Source organism: Tateyamaria rhodophyticola, assembly GCF_047777875.1.
In the GTDB taxonomy this organism is placed as follows: Bacteria; Pseudomonadota; Alphaproteobacteria; order Rhodobacterales; family Rhodobacteraceae; genus Tateyamaria.
The window spans coordinates 2,522,349-2,548,746 of the sequence record NZ_CP180519.1 but is presented as its reverse complement, the minus strand read 5'-3'; the positions used below and the strand labels follow the sequence as shown (position 1 = coordinate 2,548,746).

At 63.2% G+C, this 26,398-nt stretch carries 25 protein-coding genes; 15 read left to right on the top strand and 10 right to left on the bottom strand.

Annotation, left to right across the window (positions count from 1 at the left end; translation table 11 throughout):
* Positions 1 to 11 precede the first annotated feature (11 nt).
* Both atpA and ACERHN_RS14065 read right to left on the bottom strand, forming a co-directional pair.
* Positions 12 to 1,553, bottom strand: a complete 1,542-nt coding sequence (gene atpA, locus ACERHN_RS14070) for a F0F1 ATP synthase subunit alpha (RefSeq protein WP_415919649.1) — start codon at positions 1,551 to 1,553, stop codon at positions 12 to 14.
* Positions 1,554 to 2,114: a F0F1 ATP synthase subunit delta gene (locus tag ACERHN_RS14065; RefSeq protein ID WP_415922745.1), complete on the bottom strand. Its 561-nt coding sequence runs from the start codon at positions 2,112 to 2,114 to the stop codon at positions 1,554 to 1,556. It lies immediately after the preceding gene.
* Between the two features lie 522 nt (positions 2,115 to 2,636).
* Here ACERHN_RS14065 and ACERHN_RS14060 point away from each other — a divergent pair.
* Entirely contained in the window at positions 2,637 to 3,560 is a 924-nt protein-coding gene (locus ACERHN_RS14060; RefSeq protein WP_415919648.1) for an MBL fold metallo-hydrolase, read from the top strand.
* A 53-nt stretch (positions 3,561 to 3,613) separates the two neighbouring features.
* Positions 3,614 to 3,955, top strand: a complete 342-nt coding sequence (locus ACERHN_RS14055; protein WP_415919647.1) for a metallopeptidase family protein — start codon at positions 3,614 to 3,616, stop codon at positions 3,953 to 3,955.
* Between the two features lie 4 nt (positions 3,956 to 3,959).
* Here the strand turns inward: ACERHN_RS14055 and ACERHN_RS14050 are convergent, their stop codons facing one another.
* From ACERHN_RS14050 to ACERHN_RS14040, 3 genes are read right to left on the bottom strand one after another with little or no spacing between them, the layout of a single operon-like run.
* Positions 3,960 to 4,769, bottom strand: coding sequence for an alpha/beta hydrolase family esterase (locus ACERHN_RS14050; RefSeq protein ID WP_415919646.1), 810 nt, complete (start codon positions 4,767 to 4,769; stop codon positions 3,960 to 3,962).
* A 56-nt stretch (positions 4,770 to 4,825) separates the two neighbouring features.
* Positions 4,826 to 5,362 carry a hypothetical protein gene (locus tag ACERHN_RS14045; RefSeq protein ID WP_415919645.1) on the bottom strand — a complete coding sequence of 179 codons (537 nt, stop codon included), beginning with the start codon at positions 5,360 to 5,362 and terminating at the stop codon, positions 4,826 to 4,828.
* The gene (locus tag ACERHN_RS14040) at positions 5,359 to 7,017 is read right to left on the bottom strand and encodes an NAD+ synthase (RefSeq protein ID WP_415919644.1); all 1,659 of its coding nucleotides are present in this window, start codon (positions 7,015 to 7,017) and stop codon (positions 5,359 to 5,361) included. Before ACERHN_RS14040 ends, ACERHN_RS14045 begins: the two co-directional genes overlap by 4 nt.
* A 206-nt stretch (positions 7,018 to 7,223) precedes the next feature.
* Here ACERHN_RS14040 and ACERHN_RS14035 point away from each other — a divergent pair, with 206 nt between their 5' ends.
* Together ACERHN_RS14035 and ACERHN_RS14030 are read left to right on the top strand one after the other, a co-directional pair.
* Entirely contained in the window at positions 7,224 to 8,591 is a 1,368-nt protein-coding gene (locus tag ACERHN_RS14035; RefSeq protein WP_415919643.1) for an MORN repeat-containing protein, read from the top strand.
* Positions 8,592 to 8,680: 89 nt separating this feature from the next.
* On the top strand, positions 8,681 to 9,343 hold the full coding sequence (locus tag ACERHN_RS14030) for a hypothetical protein (protein ID WP_415919642.1): 663 nt from the start codon (positions 8,681 to 8,683) through the stop codon (positions 9,341 to 9,343).
* Positions 9,344 to 9,356: 13 nt separating this feature from the next.
* Here ACERHN_RS14030 and ACERHN_RS14025 read toward each other — a convergent pair whose 3' ends face one another.
* Positions 9,357 to 10,883 (bottom strand): cryptochrome/photolyase family protein, encoded by a 1,527-nt coding sequence (locus ACERHN_RS14025; RefSeq protein ID WP_415919641.1) that lies wholly within the window; start codon positions 10,881 to 10,883, stop codon positions 9,357 to 9,359.
* Positions 10,880 to 11,542: an SDR family NAD(P)-dependent oxidoreductase gene (locus ACERHN_RS14020; protein WP_415919640.1), complete on the bottom strand. Its 663-nt coding sequence runs from the start codon at positions 11,540 to 11,542 to the stop codon at positions 10,880 to 10,882. The genes ACERHN_RS14025 and ACERHN_RS14020 overlap by 4 nt, the downstream gene beginning before the upstream one ends.
* Before the next feature lie 305 nt (positions 11,543 to 11,847).
* Here ACERHN_RS14020 and ACERHN_RS14015 point away from each other — a divergent pair, with 305 nt between their 5' ends.
* From ACERHN_RS14015 to gndA, 11 genes are all read left to right on the top strand, one after another.
* Positions 11,848 to 13,404 carry a 2-isopropylmalate synthase gene (locus ACERHN_RS14015; protein ID WP_415919639.1) on the top strand — a complete coding sequence of 519 codons (1,557 nt, stop codon included), beginning with the start codon at positions 11,848 to 11,850 and terminating at the stop codon, positions 13,402 to 13,404.
* A 539-nt stretch (positions 13,405 to 13,943) separates the two neighbouring features.
* A complete protein-coding gene (locus ACERHN_RS14010) occupies positions 13,944 to 14,990 on the top strand; it encodes a rod shape-determining protein (protein WP_415919638.1) in 1,047 nt (348 codons plus the stop codon).
* 77 nt (positions 14,991 to 15,067) lie between these two features.
* Positions 15,068 to 15,961, top strand: a complete 894-nt coding sequence (gene mreC / locus ACERHN_RS14005) for a rod shape-determining protein MreC (protein ID WP_415919637.1) — start codon at positions 15,068 to 15,070, stop codon at positions 15,959 to 15,961.
* Entirely contained in the window at positions 15,958 to 16,497 is a 540-nt protein-coding gene (locus ACERHN_RS14000; RefSeq protein ID WP_415919636.1) for a rod shape-determining protein MreD, read from the top strand. Before mreC ends, ACERHN_RS14000 begins: the two co-directional genes overlap by 4 nt.
* On the top strand, positions 16,494 to 18,437 hold the full coding sequence (gene mrdA, locus ACERHN_RS13995) for a penicillin-binding protein 2 (protein WP_415919635.1): 1,944 nt from the start codon (positions 16,494 to 16,496) through the stop codon (positions 18,435 to 18,437). The genes ACERHN_RS14000 and mrdA overlap by 4 nt, the downstream gene beginning before the upstream one ends.
* The gene (rodA, locus tag ACERHN_RS13990; RefSeq protein ID WP_415919634.1) at positions 18,434 to 19,573 is read left to right on the top strand and encodes a rod shape-determining protein RodA; all 1,140 of its coding nucleotides are present in this window, start codon (positions 18,434 to 18,436) and stop codon (positions 19,571 to 19,573) included. Before mrdA ends, rodA begins: the two co-directional genes overlap by 4 nt.
* Positions 19,574 to 19,583: 10 nt before the next feature.
* Entirely contained in the window at positions 19,584 to 20,372 is a 789-nt protein-coding gene (gene trmD, locus ACERHN_RS13985) for a tRNA (guanosine(37)-N1)-methyltransferase TrmD (protein ID WP_415919633.1), read from the top strand.
* Positions 20,369 to 20,677, top strand: a complete 309-nt coding sequence (locus ACERHN_RS13980) for a hypothetical protein (RefSeq protein WP_415919632.1) — start codon at positions 20,369 to 20,371, stop codon at positions 20,675 to 20,677. The genes trmD and ACERHN_RS13980 overlap by 4 nt, the downstream gene beginning before the upstream one ends.
* Before the next feature lie 251 nt (positions 20,678 to 20,928).
* Complete coding sequence (gene rplS / locus ACERHN_RS13975; protein WP_415919631.1) at positions 20,929 to 21,315, top strand: 50S ribosomal protein L19; 387 nt, start codon at positions 20,929 to 20,931, stop codon at positions 21,313 to 21,315.
* The gene (rpmE, locus tag ACERHN_RS13970) at positions 21,312 to 21,533 is read left to right on the top strand and encodes a 50S ribosomal protein L31 (protein ID WP_415919630.1); all 222 of its coding nucleotides are present in this window, start codon (positions 21,312 to 21,314) and stop codon (positions 21,531 to 21,533) included. The genes rplS and rpmE overlap by 4 nt, the downstream gene beginning before the upstream one ends.
* A gap of 183 nt (positions 21,534 to 21,716) precedes the next feature.
* Positions 21,717 to 23,138 (top strand): NADP-dependent phosphogluconate dehydrogenase, encoded by a 1,422-nt coding sequence (gene gndA / locus ACERHN_RS13965; RefSeq protein WP_415919629.1) that lies wholly within the window; start codon positions 21,717 to 21,719, stop codon positions 23,136 to 23,138.
* A gap of 56 nt (positions 23,139 to 23,194) precedes the next feature.
* Here the strand turns inward: gndA and ACERHN_RS13960 are convergent, their stop codons facing one another.
* From ACERHN_RS13960 to ACERHN_RS13950, 3 genes are all read right to left on the bottom strand, one after another.
* A complete protein-coding gene (locus tag ACERHN_RS13960; protein ID WP_415919628.1) occupies positions 23,195 to 24,340 on the bottom strand; it encodes a substrate-binding domain-containing protein in 1,146 nt (381 codons plus the stop codon).
* An 86-nt stretch (positions 24,341 to 24,426) separates the two neighbouring features.
* The gene (locus tag ACERHN_RS13955; protein WP_415919627.1) at positions 24,427 to 25,554 is read right to left on the bottom strand and encodes an ABC transporter permease; all 1,128 of its coding nucleotides are present in this window, start codon (positions 25,552 to 25,554) and stop codon (positions 24,427 to 24,429) included.
* The gene (locus ACERHN_RS13950; protein ID WP_415919626.1) at positions 25,551 to 26,312 is read right to left on the bottom strand and encodes an ATP-binding cassette domain-containing protein; all 762 of its coding nucleotides are present in this window, start codon (positions 26,310 to 26,312) and stop codon (positions 25,551 to 25,553) included. Before ACERHN_RS13950 ends, ACERHN_RS13955 begins: the two co-directional genes overlap by 4 nt.
* Positions 26,313 to 26,398: the final 86 nt, after the last annotated feature.

Here is a 26,398-nt window from a genome sequence, read left to right as displayed (position 1 = left end):
TGCCGATCTCCTTATGCGTAGGTCGACGCGAACTCGTCGAGAACCGCCTTCATCTTGTCGACGTTTTCACCCGATTTGAACTTGGGGTCTTCGTCCGCGATCCACTTGAGGAAGTCCGCCTTTTGCGAGCGCAGGAAGCTCAGGAGGCCCGCTTCGAACTTGCCCACTTCGGACACGTCGATCTTGTCGAGATAGCCGTTGGTGCCCGCAAAGATCACGCAGACGATTTCCGCATTGGTCAGCGGCGAATACTGTGCCTGCTTCATCAGCTCGGTCAGACGCGCGCCACGGTTCAAGAGCTGCTGTGTCGCCGCATCAAGGTCGGAACCGAACTGCGCGAACGCCGCCATTTCACGGTACTGAGCGAGGCTCAGCTTCACCGGACCGGCCACGGACGACATCGCATCCGTTTGCGCGGACGAGCCAACCCGCGACACCGACAGACCGGTGTTCACAGCAGGACGGATACCCTGATAGAACAGTTCCGTTTCGAGGAAGATCTGGCCATCGGTGATCGAAATCACGTTGGTCGGGATAAAGGCCGACACGTCGCCGCCTTGAGTTTCGATGATCGGCAACGCCGTCAGCGAACCTGCGCCGTTGTCTTCGTTCAGCTTCGCAGACCGCTCCAGCAGGCGCGAATGGAGATAGAACACGTCGCCAGGATAAGCTTCGCGGCCCGGCGGGCGACGCAGCAGCAGCGACATCTGGCGATACGCCACGGCCTGCTTGGACAGGTCATCATAGATGATCAGCGCGTGGCGGCCATTGTCGCGGAAATGCTCGGCCATCGCGGTCGCGGCGTAAGGTGCCAGGAACTGCATCGGTGCGGGATCGGACGCGGTGGCCGCAACCACGATCGAATAATCAATCGCGCCGCTCTCTTCGAGTTTCTTCACCAGCTGCGCCACGGTCGAACGCTTCTGGCCGACGGCGACGTAGATGCAGTAGAGCTTCTTGCTCTCATCATCGCCCGCGGCGTCGTTGTAGGATTTCTGGTTCAGGATCGCGTCGAGGGCCACGGCAGTCTTACCGGTCTGACGGTCGCCAATGATCAGTTCGCGCTGGCCACGGCCAATCGGGATCATCGCGTCCACGGCCTTGAGGCCGGTCGCCATCGGCTCGTGCACCGATTTACGCGGGATGATGCCAGGGGCTTTGACGTCCGCAACCGAACGGGTGTCCGTTTCAATCGGGCCCTTGCCGTCCAGCGGGTTGCCCAGACCGTCCACAACACGGCCCAGCAGCGCGTCGCCCGTGGGCACGTCCACGATGGCGTTGGTGCGCTTGACGGTGTCGCCTTCCTTGATGTCCCGGTCAGAGCCGAAGATCACAACGCCGACGTTGTCGTTTTCCAGGTTCAGGGCCATGCCCATGATGCCACCGGGAAATTCGACCATCTCACCGGCCTGGCAGTTGTCGAGGCCGTAAACGCGCGCGATCCCGTCACCCACCGACAACACGCGACCCACTTCGGCCACTTCTGCTTCCTGACCAAAGTTCTTGATCTGGTCTTTCAGGATCGCAGAAATCTCTGCTGCTTGGATACCCATTTATCCGACCTCTTTCATTGCATTCTGGAGGGAAGCGAGCTTGGAGCGGATCGACGTGTCGATCATCTTCGAGCCCACTTTAACGATCAAACCGCCGATGAGGCTTTCATCGACGGAAGCTGTGATGGAAACGTCCTTGCCCATGCGGGCCTTGAGCGTCTTGGCAAGTTTGTCCGACTGCGCCTTGGTCAGCGCCTTGGCCGACGTCACCTCGGCGGTCACCTCGCCTTTATCTTCGGCGATGATGGCGCGCAGGGCCGCGATCAGTTGCGGCACGACAAACAGACGGCGCTTGTCCGCCATCAGTGCCAGCGTGTTGGTCATCAGGCCGGACAGGCCCGCTTTCTTGGCAACGGCTGTGATTGCGGCGGCCTGCTCTTCGCGGCTGTAGACCGGCGAATGGATCAGCGCGTTCAAGTCGGCGCTGTCGGCCAGCGCGGTGCTGAGCGTATCGATATCCCCTTCCAGGGCTTTGACGGACTTTTCGTCCTTGGCCAAGTCATAGACCGCTGCCGCATAGCGCGACGCAATGCCTGTTGAAATCGAAGCTGGTTCGGACACGTCCACCCTTTCGATGTCTGGCCCCGGTTTGCCGCGTACAGAGTACACGCCGAGGGCGTTGGTACGCCGCAGCGCAAGCCGTGGCATGAAAATCAGGGCGGATGTAGCAGAGGGTTTCGCACCCCGCAACATGTGTTAGCGCACAAGGCAAAACCCGGTTTTTGAGCGATTTCAGAAGGTTAACAAAAGTGCGACCCTTTGGCCCTGCTCTTTTGTTCGCAAACCGTCTCAAAAAGTTGCCAAGGGACCGGCGATTCCGCCAAAACCGCGTCCGAATTTGCGGCAGATGCGGCCCGGTTCACCGCATGGCACGATCTGCGGCGACAGGAAGGCGCGGTTTTCCCATGCTGTCAGCTGCGCGGTGCAGCGCAAATCATCCGCACAATGCCGCGCGCAACTGATCGGATTTCCACCTTTTTCCGCCTGCTCTCGCAAAAATGAACGGGTGCCGATGGGTCTTTCCCCGTGACGCCGCGTCAGATGCACTATGTTTAAGGGCCTCAGACAGGAAGGATCCGACCGATGTCCCACACCCCCAAAATCTCCCGCCGCGCCGCTCTTGCCGGAGCGGCTGCCCTGCCGCTGGCCGCCGCGGCCACATCAACCCGCGCCGCAGCCCCCATGCTGGGCGCATCACAGGCGTCCTTCAAACGCGTCACGCTGGGCGGGTTCGAGGTCACCAACCTGCTGGCAGGCAGCGCCGTACGGGAAGACCCGCAATCGATCTTTGGCATGAATGTCGACAAGGAAACATTCGAAGCCGTGTCGAACGCCAACAACCTGCCCCTGAACGCGGCCCAGTTCTTCTTTACGCCCGTGGTGGTGAACACCGGGTCCGAGCTGATCCTGTTCGACACCGGCCTGAACCCCGCAGGCACCACCAGCGCGCTTGAGGCGGCGGGCTACACCGACGATCAGGTCGACAAGGTGGTGATCACCCACATGCATGGCGACCATATCGGCGGGCTGCAAACGGATGGCACGCCGACCTATGGCAACGCACAGCACTATGCCGGCGCGGTTGAGATGAACCACTGGGCGGGTGCGGAAAACGAGCGGTTCGATGGCATCGTCAAGCCGCTGATGGATCAGTTCACGATGGTCGATGACGGCGCCAGCATCGCGTCGGGCGTGACCAGCATGGCGGCCTTCGGGCATACGCCGGGCCACATGGTCTACATGCTGGAAAGCGACGGCGCGCAGCTGTTGCTGGGGGCGGATTTTGCCAACCACTTCGTGTGGTCGCTGGGCTATCCCGATTGGGAGGTCCGCTTTGACATGGACAAGGCCGCCGCCGCGGCCACGCGCAAGACCCTGCTCGACATGATGGCGACGGACGGTGTGCCGTTCTCCAGCTACCACATGCCCTGGCCCGCCTTCGGCTATGTGGAGCGGGCGGGCGAAGGTTACCGCTATACGCCGCACAGCTATCAGCTGACGCTCTGACGGACACGGCAGAGCCCAGCCTCGCGGCCATCGCCGCGCTGGCCGAGGACACGGTGGAGGGGCTGCCACAGCCCTTCCGCGACCATGCGCGCGCCGTTGCGGTGCAGGTGATCGACTGGCCCCCGGACGACGTGCTGCGCGATCTCGGGATCGACGATCCTCTGGACCTGACCGGCCTCTATGACGGAACGCCCCTGCCCCTCAAGAGTGCGGCGGACCCCTCCCCTTATCCCGACATCGTCTGGCTTTACCGCGCGCCCATTCTTGATGAATTGCAGGACCGGCCCGGTGTGAGCCTGCGCGACTTGGTGGCCCATGTGGTGATCCACGAATTTGCGCACCATTTTGGCTGGTCCGACGACGACATCGCGGCGGTTGATCGGTGGTGGGAATAGGGCGCTAGAGCGCGCCAGCCGCTTCCAGCCGCCCCCACGCATGGGACAGGAACGTCCGGCTGAACGAATGCCCGCCGTCAAAGGTGCAGAAATCCAGGATGCGCCCTTCGGCATTCGCAGACTGCGAACAGGTCAGCCGATCCGTTGTCGCGGACGTCGCTCCCGCATAGCCGCCAAAGGCGCGGTACATGGCCAACACCTCGCGCACGTCCCCTTGCTTTGTGCTTGCGATGCGACGCCCCGCCAAAGGGACCGTGCGGTCCGACGTGCCGTGGATGTGAACGACGTTGGCTGGCGTTACACAGGTGTCGGGTGGTCCCTGCCAGAACGTGCCCGCCACCGGCGCAAACCCGGCAAACAGGCCCGGCCGGTCACAGGCCAGCTGCCACATGACCATGCCACCGGCCGAAAACCCCGACATCATCAGACGTGCAGGATCAATGGCAAAGCGGCTCGTCGCATCGGCCACAACCGCATCGAAATAGGCGATCTCCGCGGCGCCCGTGCTGCGCACATTGCTGGGCGTGCCGGGGATGTCCCAGTCATCACCGGCTGATTTCACCGCGATCAGGGCAAGCCCCATATCCGACACCATGCGCCGCAGATTGCCGTTGTTCATCGCCCCGCGCGCCGATCCGCGATAGCCGTGGGCAAAGACGATGGCCCCCACCGGCGTGACCCCATCATGCCCGTCCGGCATGGCGATCCTGTAATGCCGGTCTCCGATATCGCAATTCGTATCCGGACCGCAGGCCAACACGGGCAAGGGCATCAGCAGCAGCGAAAGGACAAACAGGACGGGACGGAAAAACATCGGGCGCTCCAACATGAGATGCGTCTACGATGCGCACCCCGCGTGGCCTGCTCAAGTCACATTCCCGTTTTCCCCTGATCACGCGCCATGGCCGCGCTGTGGAACCGTTTGGCCGTGGCCACGATCCGGTCCAGATCATGCTCCAGCACCTCGCCCGGCACGACAATATGCCAATTGCCGCCAAGCGGCAGGCGCAGGTTGAACCGCCACATCAGCGACGTCTGCCGCCGCCGCACCTCGGCCCGGTCAAAAAGTTCGATGGCCAGTGTCTGGCTGCCCGGCGCGGTGCGCCCGAACCGCAGGATGTCGGTCCAGTTCAGCGTCGGCACGTAGTATCCGGACATGCCATGCCGGTCGATCCGCAAGGCCACGGGCCGCCCGCGCGCGATCCCGAGGTTCAAAAGACCAAGGCCGGTCAACAAAAGGCCGATCACCAGAAACAGGCCAAAGAACAGCGGAAAGAACGCGCCAAACAGGTACACCACCGCGCAGATGCCCGTCAGGAACACGCCCAGCGTGATCGACGACCACCCCGTGCGCCGCATCCTGGCCGGGATCACGTGCAGGACCAGCGGGTCTGGCAGACGGCTCAAGAAGGATCGCGCCAGCGGTTCACGATTGGGTAGCGGCGGTCGAGCCAGAACGCAGCTTTGGTCAGGCGCGCGCCCGGGGCGGACTGGAACCGCTTGTATTCGCTGAGATAGATCAGGCGTTCGATCTTGCGCGCCGTCTCCGCGTCATATCCTGCCGCCACGCAATCGGCGATGGAGCCATCGTCATCCACAAGGATTTCCAGCAGCGCGTCCAGCTCGGGATAATCCGGAAGGCTGTCGCTGTCCTTCTGGTCCTCGCGCAACTCGGCGCTTGGCGGCTTGCTGATGATCCGTTCGGGGATGACCTCGCCCGCGTTGCCCATCATCCAGTCCCGGTGATTGGCATTGCGCCAGCGGCAGGTCTCGAACACGCGCGTCTTGTAGAGGTCCTTGATCGGATTGTAGCCGCCCGACATGTCGCCGTAGATCGTGGCATAGCCCACTGCGACCTCTGACTTGTTTCCCGTGGTCAGCAGCATTTCGCCGAACTTGTTGCTCAGCGCCATGAGCAGGAGGCCGCGAATGCGGCTCTGGATGTTTTCCTCGGTCAGACCCTCTTCGGTGCCCTCAAAAAGCGGTGCGAGAGTGGACGTGACGGCAGCGCGGGTGTCGGCGATGGGCACGTAATCATAGCGCACACCCAGCGCCTTGGCGCAGGCCTCTGCATCCTCAAGCGAATGCGGGGATGTGTATTCCGACGGCAGCATCACGCAGCGCACGTTTTCGGGGCCCAGCGCATCGGCGGCGATGGTCGCGACCAACGCGCTGTCCACGCCACCCGACATGCCCAGAAGGACCTGTTTGAACCCCGTCTTGCCACAGTAGTCCCGCAAGGACAGGACCATGGTGCGGTAGTCCTGTTCCCACGCGTCCGGGTGGGCCGTGATGTCGCCCTCGACCACGCGCCAGCCCTCGGGGGTTCGGCTCAGGTCCACATGGGTGACAACTTCGTCGAACACGGGCAGTTGCAGCGCCAGCTTGCCGCCGGGGTTCAGCGCAAAGCTGCCGCCGTCGAACACCTGATCATCCTGTCCGCCGACCATGTTGAGGTAAATCAGCGGCAGACCCGTCTCAACCACGCGCGCCACCATGTGGTTCAGCCGGGTCTCATATTTGCCCCGGTAGTAGGGCGAGCCATTGGGCACGAGCAGGAATTCGGCCCCCGTCTCCTCTAGCGTTTCGGCCACGTCCGGATGCCATGCATCCTCGCACACAGGCGAGCCGACGCGCGTGTTGCCAACCGAATACGGCCCACCCAGCGGGCCCGCATCGAACACGCGCACCTCGTCAAAGACCGTCTCGTTCGGCAGATGGTGCTTGAGCACGCGGCTCGCGATCTTGCCGCCCTTGCAGATGAGATACGCGTTATAAAGCTCGGTGCCTTCGGCCCACGGGCAGCCAATGGCAAGCGCGGGGCCGTCGGCGCACTCTGCCGCCAACGCCTCTGCCGCCTGCATTGCCGCGGTGTGAAATGCGGGCTTCATCACGAGGTCCTGCGCGTTGTAGCCCACCAGAAACATCTCGGGCAGCGCGACCAGGTCGGCGCCTGCGTCGCGGCCAGCCTCCCACGCGCTGCGCGCCTTGGCCGCGTTACCGGTGATGTCGCCCACAACAGGGTTCAACTGGGCAAGGGTGATCCGGAATGTGTCGGCCATGTCAGCCCTCCTGTTCGCGTGCCGTGATGTAGCAGAATGACCAGCCGAGGGAACCCACCCGTGACGAGATGTGCCAAAGGCCGGTCACGGATAGGTCAAGGGCATTGCCCCTTGCCCGCCCCTGTCCTAACCTTTGCGACGTCCCGCCCCCTGCTGCGGGGCACAGATTCTGGATAAGGTGACACATGCGCGCTCGCAGTTTGATCATGGCCTTCACACTCATGCCGGCACTGGCGTTCGCCCAGAGCGGTCAGGTGCTGACCAAGCAATATGACGATGGCGGCATTTATGAGGGGACCTTCCGCGGTGGGTTGCAGCATGGGGAAGGCACCTACCGGCTGCCAAACGGCTATGAATATTCCGGCGAATGGGTGGATGGCGAGATCAAGGGCGCGGGTGTTGCGCGTTTCCCCAACGGGTCGGTCTATGAAGGCAGCTTTGCCAAGGGCAAGCCGGACGGGTTTGGCAAGATCACCTTTGCCGATGGCGGCACCTACGAGGGCACGTGGCAGGCGGGTGCAATCATCGGTGAGGGCGTGGCACTTTATGCCAATGGCGTGCGCTACGAAGGTGAGTTCCGCAATGCCAAGCACCACGGCAAGGGCGTCATGCAAAGCCCCGGCGGTTATGAATACAAGGGTGACTGGGTCGACGGCATCAAACAGGGCACGGGGGTCATCACCTATCCCGATGGCGCGGTCTATGACGGTCAGATCGCGGACGGCAAACGGCAGGGCACCGGCACGCTGACCATGCCGGACGGGCTGATCTATGTCGGTCTTTGGAAAGACGGCCAGATCGACGGCAAAGGCGCGCTGACCCAACCCAATGGCGATGTTTACGAAGGCACGCTGGTGTCGGGCAAGCGCGAGGGTACGGGCAAGGTGACCTATGCCAATGGCGACATCTACGAAGGCGAGTTTCGCGACGACCGCCGCCACGGCACGGGCACATTCACCGGGACGGACGGGTATCTGTATGTGGGTGAATGGGCCGACGGACAGATCGCCGGTCAGGGCCGCGTCACCTATCCCGATGGGGCGATCTACGAAGGCGCGTTCCGGGACGATCTGTCCCACGGCAAAGGCAAGATCACCTATACCGACGGCTCCACCTATGAAGGGGACTGGGTTGCGGGTGTGATCGAAGGGACCGGTCGGGCGACATACCCCAACGGCGTGGTGTACGAAGGTGAATTCAAGAATGCCCGAAACCACGGCATGGGCGTCATGACCTATGCCGATGGCTACCGGTATGAGGGCGCGTGGCAGGACGGCCAGCGCCACGGCATGGGCACAGCCACCTATCCCGATGGCACCGTCTATGAAGGCCAGTTCGAAAACGGCCAGCGTCACGGAACGGGCAAGATCGTGATGGCGTCGGGCTTTGTCTACGAAGGCGAATGGACCAACGGCGAAATCGACGGCACAGGCGTTGCGACCTATGCCAACGGGGACGTCTACGAGGGCACGTTCAAGGCAGGCAAGCGTCAGGGCGTCGGCACCATGCGTTATGCCACAGGCGAGGAGGCCACCGGCGAGTGGAGCAGCGGCGCCCTCGCCGACGAAAGCTGATGCGCGCCACATGGGGGCGCTGCCCCCGCGCCTCTGGCGCTCCCCCGTGGTATTTCCGGCCAAGAGAGGCATGTATCCTTGTGCTTTTCATGCTTTTGGCACGCCCGGCTTTGGCCGAGTGGACCTTTGTCGAGGGCTGGCAGGATCCGATTGACGGATTTGAGACCAAGCTGGCGCGGGTTGTGAACGCGGACGGGTTCGGGCTGCATCTCTATCGGAACCCGCTGGGCCGTGTCATGGCGCTCTATACCTTGTCCGAGGACGTGGGCGATGTGGCCCGTGAAGGGCCTGTCGTGATCGTCACGCCCCAGGGCTTTGCCCCCAAGACGGTCGTGGCGCGCACCGAACAGGGACGTATCGTGGAATACGCACGATCAACCGGCCGGGCGGTGCGCGACCGGCTCTGGCATGGCGAGGGGCAAGTGCCGGTTGGCACGCTCGCCGACATCCTGGCCGCACCTTCTGTTGCGCTGGAGATCACGGTGCAGGACGGCCCGGTGATCCAGACGGAATGGAGCATGGCCGATGCCAAGTTGCCCATCGCGCAGGCGCTTGGCCTCAATATCGAAGGCGTGCCAGCAGGCGCCGCATGGGAAGATGCCGCGTCACAGGCCATGCTTGCGGCGATGACGGCGTGCCAGTTCCCCAGCCTCGACATGGCATGTGTTCAAACGGTCACCGCGTGCAGCCCAAACATCTCGGACGCACGGGACATTGACGCGTTCGAGGCCTGCGTCGCGGCACCGGAGTGAGCGCTGGCCCGCGTCAGACCAGATCGCCCCGGTCCATCCTGTCCAGAAACGCCTGCGCATCCGCCAGCACCGTCTCGCGTCGTTCCGCGTCCATCCGGTCCCACGTGCGGTACATGTTTCCCATGCGCGCATTGTTGGAAAAGCGGTCCCGGTGCCGGTCGAGGAAATGCCAGTAGAGCACGTTGAACGGGCACGCCGTTTCGCCGGTCTTGACGCTCACCTTGTAATGGCACCCTTTGCAATAATCTGACATGCGGTTGATATATGCGCCTGACGACACATAGGGTTTCGACGCGATCACACCGCCATCGGCAAATTGCGACATGCCCACGACATTGGGCGCTTCGACCCATTCAAACGCATCCGCATAGACGGCCAGATACCATTCGGACACCTGCGCCGGGTCCAGCCCGGCGATCAGTGCGAAATTCCCCGTCACCATCAGCCGCTGGATATGGTGGGCATATGCCTCTTCGCCCGTCTGCTCGATCGCCTTGGACACGCAGCGCATCCGCGTTTCCGACCCCCAGAAGAAATCCGGCAGCTTGCGATCATGCCCCAACCCGTTGCGCGCCGCGTAATCGGGCCCTTCGTGATAGTAGATGCCGCGCATGTATTCGCGCCAACCTATGATCTGGCGGATGAACCCTTCGGCCGCGTTGATCGGCACGTCGCCCGCGCGCCAGGCGTCTTCGGCGGCCTGACAGACCTCCAGCGGATCCAGCAGGCCAATGTTCACATAGGGCGACACCAGCGCATGATACAGAAACCGGTGATCTGCCAGCATCGCATCCTGATAATCCCCGAATTTCGGCAACGCCTCACGGATGAAAAACGACAGCGCCTGACGGGCCTGCCCCTGATCCGTCGCGAACCAGAACGGGCGCGCGTCCCCGAAATGATTGCCAAAGCGGCGCTCGACCATGTCAATCACCGCCTCGACCGTGTCGTCCGGCGTAAAGTGCATCGGACCCGCGTAATCGACGCCGTCCTTGGCGGGCTTGCGGTTGTCGTGGTCATAGTTCCACTGCCCGCCCGCCGGATCATCCCCCTCCATCATCAGACCCGTCTTGCGCCGCATCTCGCGATAGAAGTACTCCATCCGCAGCGCCTTTCGGCCCTCTGCCCAGCTGTCGAACTCCGCATGCGACGCGATGAACCGCGTATCTTCCAGCATCTGAACCTTGAGCGGACACTCTTCCAGCGCCGCTATCAGCCGAAACTCCCCCGGCTCCGTGGCAAGAACCTCCGACGCGCCAAACTGTGCGGCCCGCCGGATCAATTCGCCGGGAATGGATTGCGTGTTGTCGCTGTCATCAAGCTCGGAATAAGCCACCTGCCACCCGGCCGCACGCAGCCGCGCAGCAAATTTGCGCATCGCGGCAAGGATCAGGACAATCTTTTTGGGGTGGTGCGGCACATAAGTGCCTTCTGCCGCAACCTCTGCCATCACCACGACGTCCCGGTCCTTGTCCGCCGCCGCCAAGGCGGCCACGTCTTCGGACAACTGATCGCCAAGAACAAGAACGAGCCGGCTCACCAAGGCACCTCCGCACCGCTATAATCATAAAATCCGCCCGATTGCGCGGGACCAAGCCCGTCCATCACCGCAATCAGGTTGGCCGCCGCCGCCTCCGCCGAGACTGCCGGATGGCGGCCCAGATACTTTTCGGTGAATGCCGTTGCGACGGTGCCGGGATGCAAGGCCACAACCGCCGCTTCCTTGTGCGTGCGCGCGATCTCGACCGCTGCGGTCCGCACCACCTGGTTCACGGCGGCCTTGGCGCTGCGATAACTGATCCAGCCGCCAATCCGGTTGTCCCCGATCGACCCGACCCGCGCCGACAGAACCGCAACCACCGACGGCGCATCCCGCGGCACCAACCCGGCCACATGGCTCAGGACCAGCGCCGGGCCCACCGCATTCAACGCATACTGATCCAGCATCGCCTGCGCGCTCAGCCCCTTGATCGTCTTTTCAGGCGCGGCTCCGCCAATCTCCAACGCCCCGGTGGCCACAACCACCCGCTCATAACCGGACCGCCCGGACAGATGTGACGCGACCGACGCCGCATCCGTCACATCAAACCCATCCACAGACCGCGACAGCGTATCGACATGCGCCCCTCGCGCCGCATAGCCCGCAGCCAGAGCGGACCCGATCCCACCCGACGCGCCAATGATCAAAACCTTTTCCATGGCCGCACGAGCTAGCGGTCAAATGCGATCCATCAACTTCATCTCGCCAAATAAACTCCCGCCGGAGGCTCCCGCAGGTGCCGCCCGCGCAACACCCGCAATTTCCAGCCTTCCCATTTGCCAAAGGCGCGGTATAAAGCACCCATGACACAGACCACGCATATCCTGACCGCACGCCCCTCGGGCGCGCTTCTGCGTGGCCTCCTGCTTCTAATCCGCCTCTGAGCGCACCCATCGGCGCGCCTGCTCAGAGGAATGCGTTGCGCGCCACGGAACACGAAGCAGACAAATCGGAAATCAGAGACATGACCAAAGACAGAGTTGTCATTTTTGACACGACCTTGCGCGACGGCGAACAATCGCCCGGCGCCACGATGACCCACGCGGAAAAACTCGAAATCGCGGGCCTGCTCGACGAAATGGGCGTGGACATCATCGAAGCGGGTTTTCCCATCGCCTCCGAAGGCGATTTCAACGCGGTGAGCGAAATCGCCAGACAGGCGGAAAATGCGGTGATCTGCGGGCTGGCCCGCGCGCAGCTGGGCGATATCGACCGCTGCTGGGAGGCGGTGAAACATGCCAAACGCCCCCGCATCCACACGTTCATCGGCACGTCGCCGCTGCACCGCGCGATCCCCAACCTCACGATGGACGAAATGGCCGAGCGGATCGAACAGACGGTCACCCACGCCCGCAACCTGTGCGACAACGTGCAATGGTCGCCCATGGACGCCACCCGCACCGAAATGGACTACCTGTGCCGCGTCGTCGAAATCGCGATCAAGGCAGGGGCGACGACGATCAACATCCCTGACACCGTGGGCTATACCGCCCCGCGTGAAAGCGCCGATCTGATCCGCGACCTGATCGACCGTGTGCCCGGCGCGGATGAGGTGATCTTTGCCACGCATTGTCACAACGATCTGGGCATGGCCACGGCCAACAGCCTCGCCGCGGTCGAGGCGGGCGCGCGCCAGATCGAATGCACGATCAACGGTCTGGGCGAACGGGCAGGCAACACCGCCCTCGAAGAGGTGGTGATGGCGCTCAAGGTGCGCGGCGACATCATGCCGTTCGACACCGGCATCGACACGCGCAAGATCATGAACATCTCGCGCCGCGTCGCCACGGTCTCGGGCTTTCCGGTCCAGTTCAACAAGGCGATCGTGGGCAAGAACGCCTTTGCCCACGAATCCGGCATCCATCAGGACGGCATGCTCAAGAACGCCGAGACGTTCGAGATCATGCGCCCCGAAGATGTAGGGCTTTCCGGCACGTCCCTGCCCTTGGGCAAGCATTCGGGTCGTGCCGCGCTGCGGGCCAAGCTGGAAGAGTTGGGGTTTGAGGTCGGTGACAACCAGCTCAAGGACATCTTTGTCCGGTTCAAGGACCTGGCCGACCGCAAGAAAGAGGTGTTTGACGACGATCTCGTCGCCCTCATGCGCACCTCCACCGACCCCGACGAAGAACGTCTGGTCATCGAAAAACTCGCCGTGCGCTGCGGCACTGAAGGGCCGCAAGTGGCCGACATGGTGCTGGTGATCGACGGCGAGGCCAAGATGACGACCCAAACCGGCGACGGGCCTGTGGATGCGACCTTCAACGCAGTCAAGGCGCTGTTCCCGCACGAGGCGCGGCTGCAACTCTATCAGGTGCACGCCGTAACCGAAGGCACCGACGCACAGGCCACTGTGTCCGTGCGCATGGAAGAAAACGGGCGCATCGTCACGGGTCAGTCTGCGGACACCGATACAGTTGTGGCCAGCGCCAAGGCTTACGTTCATGCGCTCAACCGCCTGCTGGTGCGCCGCGAAAAAGGCGGCACCGACAAGGCCGAGATCAGCTACAAGGACGTGACCTGATCCAAACGGGGTGGGCAGTATTGCCCACCCTACAACACCGCACGGAACTCCGCGCGCCGGGATCAACATCCGCACGCAGCGGATGACAGCATGGCGCACCAGTTCACTCACCTTGTCGACGCGTTCATCACGTCCGGCATCCGCCGTGGACAGGTTGATCCCCAATTGCACCACATTGGGCCATCAACACCGTCAAAACTGTGGACCGCGCCCGGATCGTTGAACGTGATGGACCCAAAGGCCCGCTTGGTTGCGGCGATACGGAGGGATTTGAGCATCCGTGCCTCCCCGTGACAGAGCCCCTGCCTGCAGATGCGCAACCCTCAGCGACACAAGCCATACACCCCATCCGCGGTGTTCATGCGCGCCCTTTTCCAAATTCCGCGCCGATCCCCCCGTTCTTGGCGATCTCTTGCCGACAGGCGGGCGTATTCAGCCCTTTCACCTTTCAGACCTCAGCCGTATAAGACGGGCGGTTTGCGCCTCTGACCGAGTCGTGGACCCAAAGCAATTGGGGCACAACCACAGGCGGATGCGGTATGTCGGTTTTCGGAAATTTCGGTGGGCTCTTTTCGTCGGACATGGCGATTGATCTGGGCACGGCCAATACGCTTGTCTACGTCAAGGGGCGCGGCGTGATCCTGTCTGAACCCTCCGTGGTGGCCTATCACGTCAAGGACGGCGTGAAAAAGGTGCTCGCCGTGGGCGAAGACGCCAAACTGATGCTGGGCCGGACGCCCGGGTCCATCGAAGCAATCCGCCCGATGCGCGAAGGGGTCATCGCCGACTTCGATACCGCCGAAGAGATGATCAAGCACTTCATCCGCAAGGTGCACAAACGCTCGACCTTCTCGAAGCCGAAAATCATCGTCTGCGTCCCGCACGGCGCGACCCCCGTTGAAAAGCGCGCGATCCGCCAGTCGGTGCTGTCCGCAGGGGCCCGCCGCGCAGGCCTGATCGCAGAACCCATCGCGGCGGCCATCGGCGCAGGCATGCCCATCACCGATCCAACTGGCAACATGGTTGTCGATATCGGCGGCGGCACCACCGAAGTGGCGGTTCTGTCGCTTGGCGATATCGTCTATGCCCGCTCGGTCCGGGTCGGTGGCGACCGTATGGACGAGGCGATCATCAGCTATCTGCGGCGCCAGCAAAACCTGCTTGTGGGTGAAACCACCGCCGAACGGATCAAGACCTCCATCGGCACCGCCCGCATGCCCGACGACGGGCGCGGCACCTCGATGCAGATCCGGGGCCGCGACCTTCTGAACGGCGTGCCCAAGGAGATCGAAGTAACCCAAGCGCAGATTGCCGAAGCCTTGGCCGAACCCGTCCAGCAAATCTGCGAAGCGGTGATGACCGCATTGGAAACCACACCGCCGGATCTCGCGGCGGACATCGTGGACCGGGGCGTGATGCTGACCGGTGGCGGGGCGCTTCTGGGTGATCTGGACCTCGCCCTGCGGGAACAGACGGGTCTGGCCGTGTCGATCGCGGATGAGAGCCTGAACTGCGTGGCACTTGGCACCGGCAAGGCGCTGGAATACGAAAAACAGCTGCGCCACGCCATCGATTACGACAGTTAAGCGCAGGGCACCGGGCTTGCCCCGGCGCGCCAAATCTACGACCATCGCGCACGCGACAGATGTGAGGTGACTGCACCTTGGCAAAGGACCGCAACAGCGTTGACTACGGCGGCCCGCTGCGGCGGCTGATTTTGGCTGTGCTGATCCTTGCGCTGACCGGGACATTCCTTTTGTGGCGCATCGACAGCCCGCGGGTGGAACGGTTCCGCGCACAGGTCACCGACCGTATCGTGCCCAACATGGATTGGGCCATGGCGCCCGTCACCGGCACGATCAACCTGTTCCGCGATTTCCAGAGCTACCGGCGCATTGCCGAGCAAAACGCCGAACTGCGGCGCGAACTGCGCCAGATGGAGGCGTGGAAAGAGGCGGCGCTACAGCTGGAGCAGGAAAACGCGCGGCTGCTGGACCTCAACAACGTGCGGCTTGATCCGCGCCTGACCTATATCACCGGCGTGGTGCTGGCAGACAGCGGCTCGCCCTTCCGGCAGTCGGTGCTGCTGAACGTGGGCGCGCGGGACGGCATTGTCGAAGGCTGGGCCACGATGGATGGCATCGGCCTCGTGGGTCGCGTGTCCGGTGTGGCGCAGAACACCGCCCGCGTGATCATGGTCACCGACGCCTCCAGCCGCGTGCCTGCCGTGATCCAGCCCTCGGGGCAAAAGGCGATTGTCGCGGGCGACAACACCGCCGCCCCGCCCATCGACTTTCTCGAAAACCCCGATCTGGTGCGCGCGGGCGACCGTGTGATCACCAGCGGCGATGGCGGTGTGTTCCCGGCGGGCCTGCTGATCGGTCAGGTGGCCGAAGACCCCGGTGGCCGCTTGCGCGTGCGCCTTGCCGCCGATTACGAGCGGCTCGAATTCCTGCGCGTGCTGCGCCATTACGGCACCGAACCGGTGTCCGACACCACGGACGTGCTCGCCCCGGACGCCGCCGCGCTCCTGCAGGAAGAGGAGGCGCCGGAATGAGCGATCTGGCCCCGTCCCGTCTGTGGACCATGCGCGCGGCCTTTGTGCTGCTGGTGCTGATCATCCTGTTCTTCCACATGCTGCCGCTCCAGACGGCGACGGGCGGGTGGATCTGGCCCGACCTGATCCTGACCTTTGCGATTGCGTGGTCCGTGCGGCGGCCCGACTATGTGCCGGTTCTGCTGCTTGGGGGCTGCTTTCTGCTGGCGGACCTGTTGTTGCAGCGGCCTCCGGGGCTGTGGGCGGTGCTGGCGCTGATTGCCTGCGCCAGCATGCAGACACAGGCCCGCAGCCTGCGCGACGCCAGCCTGATGGCCGAGTTTGCCTCGGCCGCGGCATGGATCGTGGGCATCGGCATCGGATACCGGTTGGTTCTGGCGGTTTTGCTGGTCGAAACGCCCGCACTCATCCCCGCCCTTGGCCAAATCGTGATCACAGTTCTGGCATATCCGGTCGTTGTGGCGGTCACACATGCCCTGATGGGCGTGCGCAAATCCGCGCCGCATGATATTGACGGGTCAGGAGTACGCACATGAAACGGCCCCGCGTCGATACCGAAGCCAGTCACCGGCTGATCAGCCGCCGCGCCGCCCTTCTGGGCGGGGTGCAGCTGGCCTTTGTCGGCGCGCTTGGCGTGCGGATGCAGTACCTGCAGGTGGATCAGGCGGACCAATTCCGCCTGCTGGCCGAGGAAAACCGGATCAACATCCGCCTCATTCCGCCCGCGCGGGGCGAAGTGTTCGACCGCAACGGCATGCCGCTTGCCCGCAATGTGCCCAGCTACCGCATCGTGATCGTGCGCGAGGATGCGGGCGATGTGGACGCCGTTCTGGACCGGTTGGCGCAAGTGATCGAACTGGATCCCGACGATCTCGAACGGGCCCGCGCCGAGATCAAGCGATCCCCGCCGTTCCTGCCCGTCACCGTGGCGGACGAAGTGTCCTGGGACGATCTGAGCCGCGTGTCGGTCAACGCCCCCGCCCTGCCCGGCATCACGCCCGAGGTCGGGCTTAGCCGGGTCTATCCGCGCGGGTCTGATTTTGCGCATGTGCTGGGCTATGTCGGTCCGGTCAGCGACTATGACCTCGAACGGATCGAGGACCCGGATCAACTGCTCCGCATCCCGCGGTTCCAGATCGGCAAGGTCGGTGTCGAAACCAAGCTTGAGGACGAACTGCGCGGCAAGGCCGGGGCCAAGCGGGTGGAGGTCAACGCCGCAGGCCGCGTGATGCGCGAACTGGACCGGCGTGAGGGCCTGGCCGGGTCCGACCTGCAATTGACCGTGAACGCCGAGCTGCAAAGCTATGTGCAGGCGCGCATTGCCACCGAAAGCGCCAGCGCGGTTGTCATGGACCTTGAAAGCGGTGATCTGGTGGCGGTCGCCTCGGCGCCGACCTATGATCCGAACCTGTTTGTGCGTGGCATTTCCAGCGCGGATTACAACGCGCTGACCGGCAATAAATATCGCCCGCTGGCGTCCAAGACGGTGCAAGGCACCTACCCGCCCGGCTCCACCTTCAAGATGATCACCGCGATGGCAGCACTCGAAGAGGGGCTGATCGGACCGGATGAGACGGTGTATTGCCCCGGCCATCTCGAAGTGGCCTCGCGCAAGTTCCACTGCTGGAAGCGCGCAGGCCACGGCTGGGTCGATCTGCAAAACTCGCTCAAGCAATCCTGCGACGTCTACTATTACGATCTGGCCCTCAAGGTCGGGATCGAAAAGATCACGGCCATGGCCAACCGCTTTGGGCTGGGCGAACGGCATGACGTGCCGATGTCCGCCGTTGCGCGCGGCCTGACGCCCACCAAGAATTGGAAGGCACAGACCCACGGTGCCGACTGGGTCATCGGTGACACGGTCAACGCCTCCATCGGTCAGGGCTATATGCTGGCCTCGCCCTTGCAGCTGTGCGTGATGACCGCGCGGCTGGCCACGGGCCGTGCCGTCCGACCACGCCTGATCAAGTCGGTGAACGGGGTGGAACAACCCTCCGGGCGTGGTGCCGACATGGGCATGAACGAAAACAACCTGCGCAAGATGCGCCGCGCCATGTACGCGGTCGTCAACGACCGGCGCGGCACCGCCTATGGCAGCCGTATTATCGAGGACGCGATGCGCATGGCGGGCAAGACCGGCACCAGCCAGGTCCGCAACATCAGCGCCGCAGAACGCGCACGCGGCGTGACCCGCAACGAAGACCTGCCCTGGGAACGGCGCGACCATGCGCTGTTTGTGAACTTCGCGCCCTACGACAACCCGAAATACGCGGTGTCCGTGGTGGTCGAACATGGCGGCGGCGGCTCCAAGGCGGCGGCCCCCATCGCACGCGACATCACGCTTCAGGCGCTCTATGGCGGCGAGCCGTCGGTCGAGGCCTACCCGACCAAGGACCGCGGCCGCATCCGCGAACAGCAACGTGCGCTGCGCGAAATGCAGCCCATCGCCAATATCGCAGGAAGCGATCAGGCATGAGTTATCTTGAATATACGGTCAAATATGTCCCCGCCGGCCCGCGCAAGGTCCTGTATCTGAACTGGCCGCTGGCGCTGTTGCTGACGGCGGTGGCGGGTGTCGGGTTCCTGATGCTCTATTCGGTGGCAGGCGGTTCCATCACCCCATGGGCCGAACCGCAGATGAAGCGCTTTGCCATGGGTTTCGTGCTGATGCTGATCGTGGCGATGGTGCCGATCTGGTTCTGGCGCAACCTTGCGGGCGTGGCCTATGGCGGGTCTCTGGTGCTGCTTCTGGGGGTCGAATTCTTTGGCTCTGTGGGCATGGGCGCGCAGCGGTGGATTGATCTGGGGTTCATGCGCCTGCAACCGTCCGAGCTGACCAAGGTCACGCTCGTGATGATCCTCGCGGCCTATTACGACTGGCTGCCGTCGCACAAGAAATCCAAGCCCATCTGGGTGCTGATCCCGGTTGTGCTGATCCTGCTGCCCACCGCACTTGTGCTGCGCCAGCCGGACCTTGGCACGTCGATCCTGCTGATGGCAGCGGGCGGCGGGCTTATGTTTCTGGCCGGTGTGCACTGGGCCTATTTCGCCGCCGTCTTTGCCTCCGTCGGGGGGCTGATCACCGCCGTGTTCCAATCGCGCAGCACCGAATGGCAACTGCTCAAGGACTATCAGTTCCGGCGGATCGACACGTTCCTTGACCCTGCGTCGGACCCGCTTGGCGCGGGCTATCACATCACGCAATCCAAGATCGCGCTTGGCTCCGGCGGGTGGACCGGACGGGGGTTCATGCAAGGCACGCAAAGCCGGTTGAACTTCCTGCCCGAGAAACACACCGACTTCATCTTTACCACGCTGGCCGAAGAATTCGGCTTTGTCGGCGCGTTTTCCCTGCTGCTGCTCTATGCGCTGATCATCCTCTTCTGCGTGGTGTCTGCACTGGGCAACAAGGACCGGTTTTCATCGCTTCTGACCCTGGGCATCGCGCTCAACTTCTTCCTGTTCTTTGCGGTGAACATGTCGATGGTCATGGGGTTGGCCCCTGTTGTGGGGGTGCCGCTGCCGCTGGTCAGCTATGGCGGCTCGGCCATGCTGGTCCTGATGCTCGCCTTTGGCCTGACGCAAAGCGCGCATGTCCACAGACCGCGATAGTGGGGACCACATGAGCGCCCCGAAATCCCATGGTCGCAAGGCGATCCGCCCGACCTTGCGGCCATCTTCGCTGATGGACGAGACACCCGATCTCGTCGGTATCTGGCAGGCGCGGGTCGTGACCCTGTTTCCCGACACCTTTCCCGGTGTGCTGGGCGCGTCACTGACCGGCAAGGCGTTGCAGGACGGCAAGTGGCAGTTGCACACGCACGACCTGCGTACCCACGGGATCGGCAAACACCGCAACGTCGATGACACCCCCGCAGGCGGCGGCGCGGGCATGGTCCTGCGCGCCGATGTCGTGCATGCGGCATTGAGTGAGGCGCAGGCCCACGCACGCGGGCGTTGGCCGATCCTTTACATGTCGCCCCGCGGCCGCCGCTTTGATCAGGCCATGGCGCGCGATCTGGCGCGCTGTGACGGGGTGACGATGCTGTGCGGCCGGTTCGAGGGCGTGGATGAACGCGTGCTGGAACATTGGAACGTCACCGAAGTGTCCCTGGGCGACTTTGTGATGACCGGCGGCGAGATTGCGGCGCAGGCCATGCTGGACGCGACCGTGCGCCTGCTGCCGGGTGTGCTGGGCAATGCGGAAAGCGCGGTGGAGGAAAGCCATTCAAACGGCCTGCTCGAACATCCCCAATACACCCGCCCCGCCACATGGGAGGGGCGCGACATCCCCGATATCCTGATGTCCGGGCATCACGGCAATGTCGAAGCGTGGCGCCGCGCACAGTCCGAACGCCTGACCCAAGACCGCCGCCCCGACCTCTGGGCCGCGCACAAGGCCAAGCCGTGAGGCTGTTTCCCAAACGTGATCCAGAGGATGCAGGCATCACGCTCATTGGCCTGTGGATCTTTGGTGGCGTCACCGCTGTGGCGCTTCTTTTGTTTTTCTACGGTGGGGCCTTCCCACCGGGAAACGAGAGCCTGTGGGACATTATCCGCTGGATCGCGGCACTGGCCGCAGTCATTGGCGCGTATTTGACCTTGCAGGTGATCTTTGAGCTGTTCGTCCATTTAACGATCGGGATGGAGCGGTTCATCTTCGTGATGATCCTCGCAATCATCGGCTTTCTGATCTACCAGACGGCCATGCTCTGAGCGCCACAAATCCTCTTGATCGGCACCGCCCGCCCCCCTATACACCGCCCATTCCGACTCGGGACACCGGGCCGGAGCCCTATTGCTGTGGTGCCTTCTTCGGCACGGTGACGCATCATCAGGGTATGCAACAAGGAATGATGACCTGACCTCTGGCGGGCGCAATGGCGGACCCGGTGAAGACACAGAGCTCTGAGGACACGCAAAACCTTCGCGGACACACAACCGCGAGCAGATAGGAGTGATGGTCAATGGACCTGATCGCACAAATCGAGGCGGAGCAAATCGCCGCCCTGGGGAAAGACATCCCCGACTTCAAAGCCGGTGACACGATCCGCGTCGGCTTTCGCGTGACCGAAGGCACACGCACCCGTGTTCAAAACTACGAAGGTGTGTGCATCGCGCGCAACAACGGGACGGGCATCGCCGGTTCGTTCACCGTTCGCAAGATTTCCTTTGGCGAAGGCGTGGAGCGGGTGTTCCCCCTCTACTCGACCAACATCGACAGCATCACCGTGGTCCGCCGCGGTCGCGTGCGTCGCGCCAAGCTGTACTACCTCCGCACCCGCCGCGGCAAATCGGCCCGGATCGCGGAAGTCACCAACTACAAACCCAAGTCCGAAGGAGCCAAGGCATGAAGGCCGATACGCATCCCGACTACCACATCATCGATGTGAAAATGACCGACGGCACCGTGGTCCAGATGAAATCGACATGGGGCAGCGAAGGCGACCAGCTGTCGCTCGACATCGACCCGTCGGTGCACCCGGCCTGGACCGGTGGCGGCGCGCGCCTCATGGATACCGGTGGCCGCGTGTCCAAGTTCAAGAACAAGTATGCAGGCCTCGGCTTCTGAACGCCCGCCCCATACGACATGCCAAAGGCCGCTCCGATCGAGCGGCCTTTTTCTTTGGCCCGGCCCCCATCGGTCACAATCGTCTGTTTGCCGCGCATGATGACCTCGGAAACCGTTCCATCCCCCGCATGCCCATGATAATGTTAACGGTAACATAGCAATCGCGCACAAAAGGAACGGCCCATGTCAGCAGCGGAAATCGGATTGATCGGATTGGGAACCATGGGGGCGATGCTGGCACTGAACATCGCGGACAACGGGTTCACGGTTGCGGTGCACAACCGCACGGCGGCGCGCATCCCCGAATTTCTGGACAAGGCAGGCGATCTGGCCGACCGCATCACCGGCCATGCCGACATCCAAGACTTCGTCCAAGGCCTCGCCACGCCGCGCAACATCATCCTGATGGTGCCCGCGGGGGATGCGGTCGATGCGCAGATCGACATGCTGCGCCCGCTTCTGGATGCGGATGACATGATCATCGACGCAGGCAACGCGAATTTTCACGACAGCCAACGCCGCGCGCAGGCGGCCGAAGACGCGGGCGTTCCCTTTCTCGGGATCGGCGTGTCGGGCGGGGCCGAAGGCGCGCGGTTCGGCCCGTCAATCATGGGCGGCGGCACGCCTGCCGCATGGGACCGCGTGGCGCATATCCTCAAGGCGATTTCCGCCAAATACGAAGACCAGCCCTGCGCCACCTATATGGGTGCAGGCGGTGCCGGTCATTTCGTCAAGACGGTGCACAACGGGATCGAATATGCCGACATGCAGCTGATTGCCGAAGCCTACGGTGTGATGCGCGACGGCATGGGTATGGATGCGGCGGCCTGCGGTGCTGTGTTCGACCGCTGGAACGACGGCCCGCTGCAAAGCTATCTGATCGAGATTTCCGGCAAGGTGTCCGCCGCCACCGACCCCGAAACAGGGCAGCCGGTGCTGGACGTGATCCTGGACCGGGCGGGGCAAAAGGGCACCGGGCGCTGGACCGCGATCGAGGCGCAGATGCTGGGCGCGCCCGTGCCCACCATCGAAGCCGCCGTCATGGCCCGCAACATGTCCGCCGCCCGTGACCTGCGCCTGTCTGGCTCGGACATATTGGGCGAGACCGGCCGCACGTTGGACGACGGCGCGCTGAGCCTTGAGGATCTGGAACAGGCGCTGATTGCGGGCAAGGTGCTCTGCTATGCGCAGGGGTTCGACCTTCTGAGCAAGGCCAGCGCGGATTACGGCTGGGACCTGCCCATGGCGGAAATCGCCGAGGTCTGGCGCGAGGGCTGCATCATCCGGTCGGCCATGCTGAACGACATGGCCTCTGCCCTCACCGACGCACCGACGCGCAATCTGGCGCTGGCGCCCTTCTTTGCGGGTATCCTCAGGGACAACCTCGCCGGGCTGCGCAAAGTGGCGGTTGTGGCGATGGGTGCGGGCCACCCGGTTCCGGCGCTTGCCGCGGCGCTCAACTATTTCGACACGCTGACCAGCGCGCGCACGACGGCGAACATGTTGCAGGCGCAGCGGGATTACTTTGGCGCGCACAGTTTCGAGCGGATTGACCGCGACGGCGCGCATCACGGGCCGTGGCTGAACCAGCATCTGAACGGGTGACACGGAAAAAGGGGCCGCTTGGGTAAGCGGCCCCGATCTTCAATAGCGCAGCAGGATCAGCGGTCGAGCGCGCCCACACCGGAGAAGCGGAACGCTTCCTGCTCCAAAGCGTCGATTTCTTCGGCGCTCATTTCGTCATGGGCCACGGTGATGCGGCCCAGGAAGACGAAGGGCAATTCGTCTGCGCGCCCTTCGAGGTCGGCCTTGATCGCCTCGGCGGTGGCAGCGCCCACATCGTCGCCCATACGCATTGGTGTGGCGTCCAGCTCACCGCGGCGGATGGCGTCCAGCTCAAGGCCCGTGCCGCCCCAACCGGTGGAGAAAATCTCTTTCTCCTTGCCGACGGCAACCTGCGCCTCGACCGATCCCATCGCCATCGCCGTGTTGGCGTTGTGGATGATCTTGGCCTCGGGGTAGGATTGAAGGATCAGCGATGTGCCGGCAAAGCCGCCTTCGCGCTGATATTCGCCATAGTGTTCGTACACCGTGGTCCAGCCCGCCTTTTCCTCGACGCAGGCCTTGAAATCGCCCGAGCGCTGGTTGTCGGTGATGCCCGGAATGCCGCGGTTCATCGCCATGGTCACGCCTTCACCCAGACGGCCAATCATGTAGTCACACATGGTCAGCGCACCGGCAGCGGATGAGAAATCGAACCATGCCGCGGGCTGATGCTCCAGCTCTTTCAGCGGTGTGTGGAAGGCCCAGACATAGGTGGTCAGGTCATCCGTTTCTGCCGACAGTTTCGAGATGTTGTCGGCCTGGATCGCCAGTTCGGACGGGCCAAAGATCACATAGTCATAGATGTCTTTGTCCAGCACGACCTGATTGGCATAGGTCGTCTGCAACGAATGTTCGATCTGGCGCGAGGCGAATTCGGTCGTCTCGTACTGGATGCCCAGCTGGTCCAGCCGCTTGGTCATCGCAAGGTAATTGCGCGCCCAGAAGTCGGACGTGTCGGACGACGGATAGATCAGGGCGATCTGGATCGGCGCGTCCTGCGCACCGCTGTACTGCACGGCTTCGCCGCCGACGACGGCCTGCATCGCCTCCAGCTTGCCTTCGGCGTTCACCTCGCCCGGCACCCAGTGATCGCGGTCCGCGATGCCCGGCAGTTCCTTGAGCGGCAGGGTGCTGTGGCCATCGGCATAGGCCATACCTGCGACGGCGGTTGCCACGAGGGCTGTGGTTGCTAAAAGTCTCATCTTGGTTCCTCCCTTTGCAATGAGAGCGGGGCCATCGGCCGTGGTCGGGGCTGCACCCCCGACCCGGCCACCCCGCATGTGGCCGGTTACCCGCTGTTTACGGTGTCCCCGGCAAAGACGCCGCCGATTGCGAGCAAGGCAATCAGGACGCCAATGATCAGCGCGGCAAAGCGCATCAATTTCTGGCCTTCGGATGTTCTGAGATCGGCAAACAGTCCCCCGGCCCCGTCACGGTCTTTCTTCTGGATCCAGGCATAAAGTGCGACGGAGCTGATGATGACGAACCCCGAGGCAACCGGCTGCCAGAAAAATTCGATCCGCAGGGTCACCAGCGCGTTCAGCATCATGGCCAAGAGCAGCACACCCGAGAACGACCCGATGATCGACGCGCGCCCCCCAAAGAGCGACGTGCCCCCCACAACCACCGCCGCAATGACGTGCAGGTTAAAGAAGGGGGCCATGGTCGCCTGAATGGCGTTCTGCTTGCCCGTCAGCATCAGGCCCGCCAGCGCCGCACAGGCGCCACACAGCACGTAGGCATAGACTTTGTGCCGTTTGACCCCGATGCCGGTCAGCTCCGCCGATTCCGGGCTGGAGCCGATGGCGACGGTGTAGCGGCCAAAATGGGTGCGTTGCAGGATGTAATAGCCCGCGACCATCGTCAGCATGCCGATGACAGCCGGTGTCGGGATGAAGAACGGCGTTTGCCCCCGCCCCATCTCGGTGAGAATTTCGGGAAAGCGCGCCAGCACCAACCCCTTGGCGAGCAGGAGCGCGAGCCCTTTATAAACCAGATCCATCGCCAGCGTGCCGATCAGGTCAGGCACGTTAAAGCGCGTGATCACCAGACCGTTGATGAGGCCCAGAAGTGCGCCGATGGTCAACGCGATGGGTATCCCGACATAGATCGAAAACCCGTATTGCTTGACCAGAAACGCCATGATGATGGCAGACAACACGGCCACAGACCCCACAGACAGGTCGATACCGCGTTGCGTGATGACAAAGGTCATCGCCATCGCCATCGGCATATAGAGCGCCGCGTCCTGCAGGATCAGTTCAAGATTGCTGATGCGATAGAACCGGTCGGGCGATGCCACGGCCATGAACAGGAAGATCGCGGCAATCATCGCCATTGGCGCGATGACGGCCATGTAGGGTTCAAGCCGCTCGCTCAGGGGCGGTTTGTAATTCGGGTCCACGGCGGTGTTCATGCGGCGTCCTCCTTGGCACCAACGATCATGCCCAGCACTTCCTGGGTCGAGCTTTCGGCGGTCAGCGCCACGCCCACGCATTGGCCACGGCGCTGGACGTGCACGCGGTCTGCGACCTCGAACACATCATCGAGCGAGTGGCTGATCAGGATCACGGCAAGCCCCTGTTCCTTGAGCGCCATGATCAGCTTGAGCGTCCGCGCGGTTTCCTGCGGCCCTAGCGCTGCGGTCGGTTCGTCCATCACCAGCACGCGCAGCCCTTCGTGATAGACAGCGCGCGCAATGGCCACGGCCTGACGCTGGCCGCCCGACAGGCTGTCGGTCTGCGCATCGAGCGATTTCAGGCGCACGCCCAGCCGTTCCATCAGGACCCGCTCGGTTTCCGCGCGCATCTTTTTGTTGTCGAGCACGGTGATGCCGAACACCTTCTTGGTCAGTTCGTTGCCCAGAAACATGTTCGCGGCAGGATCAAGGTGATCGGCCAGCGCAAGCGTCTGATAGACCGCGTCGATCCCGGCCCGCGCCGCGTCCGCATGGTTGGAAAACTCGACCTTTTCGCCATCCAGGAAGATGTCGCCCTCGGTCGGTTGATACACGCCCGTCAGCACCTTGATCAGGGTCGATTTGCCCGCGCCGTTGTCGCCCACAATGGCCAGCACTTCGCCGGCATAGGCGGACAGGTTGACGTCCTGGAGGGCGGTCACACCGCCGAACCTCTTGGTGATCCCGCGCATCTGCACGAGTGGCTGGTCCGCCATATCTTTCTCCTCCGTTCGCCGGATGGGAAGGGCCGCGCACCGGCCCAAGCTGTGATGAATTCAGGTGCGGGGCCGGACCTTGCCGC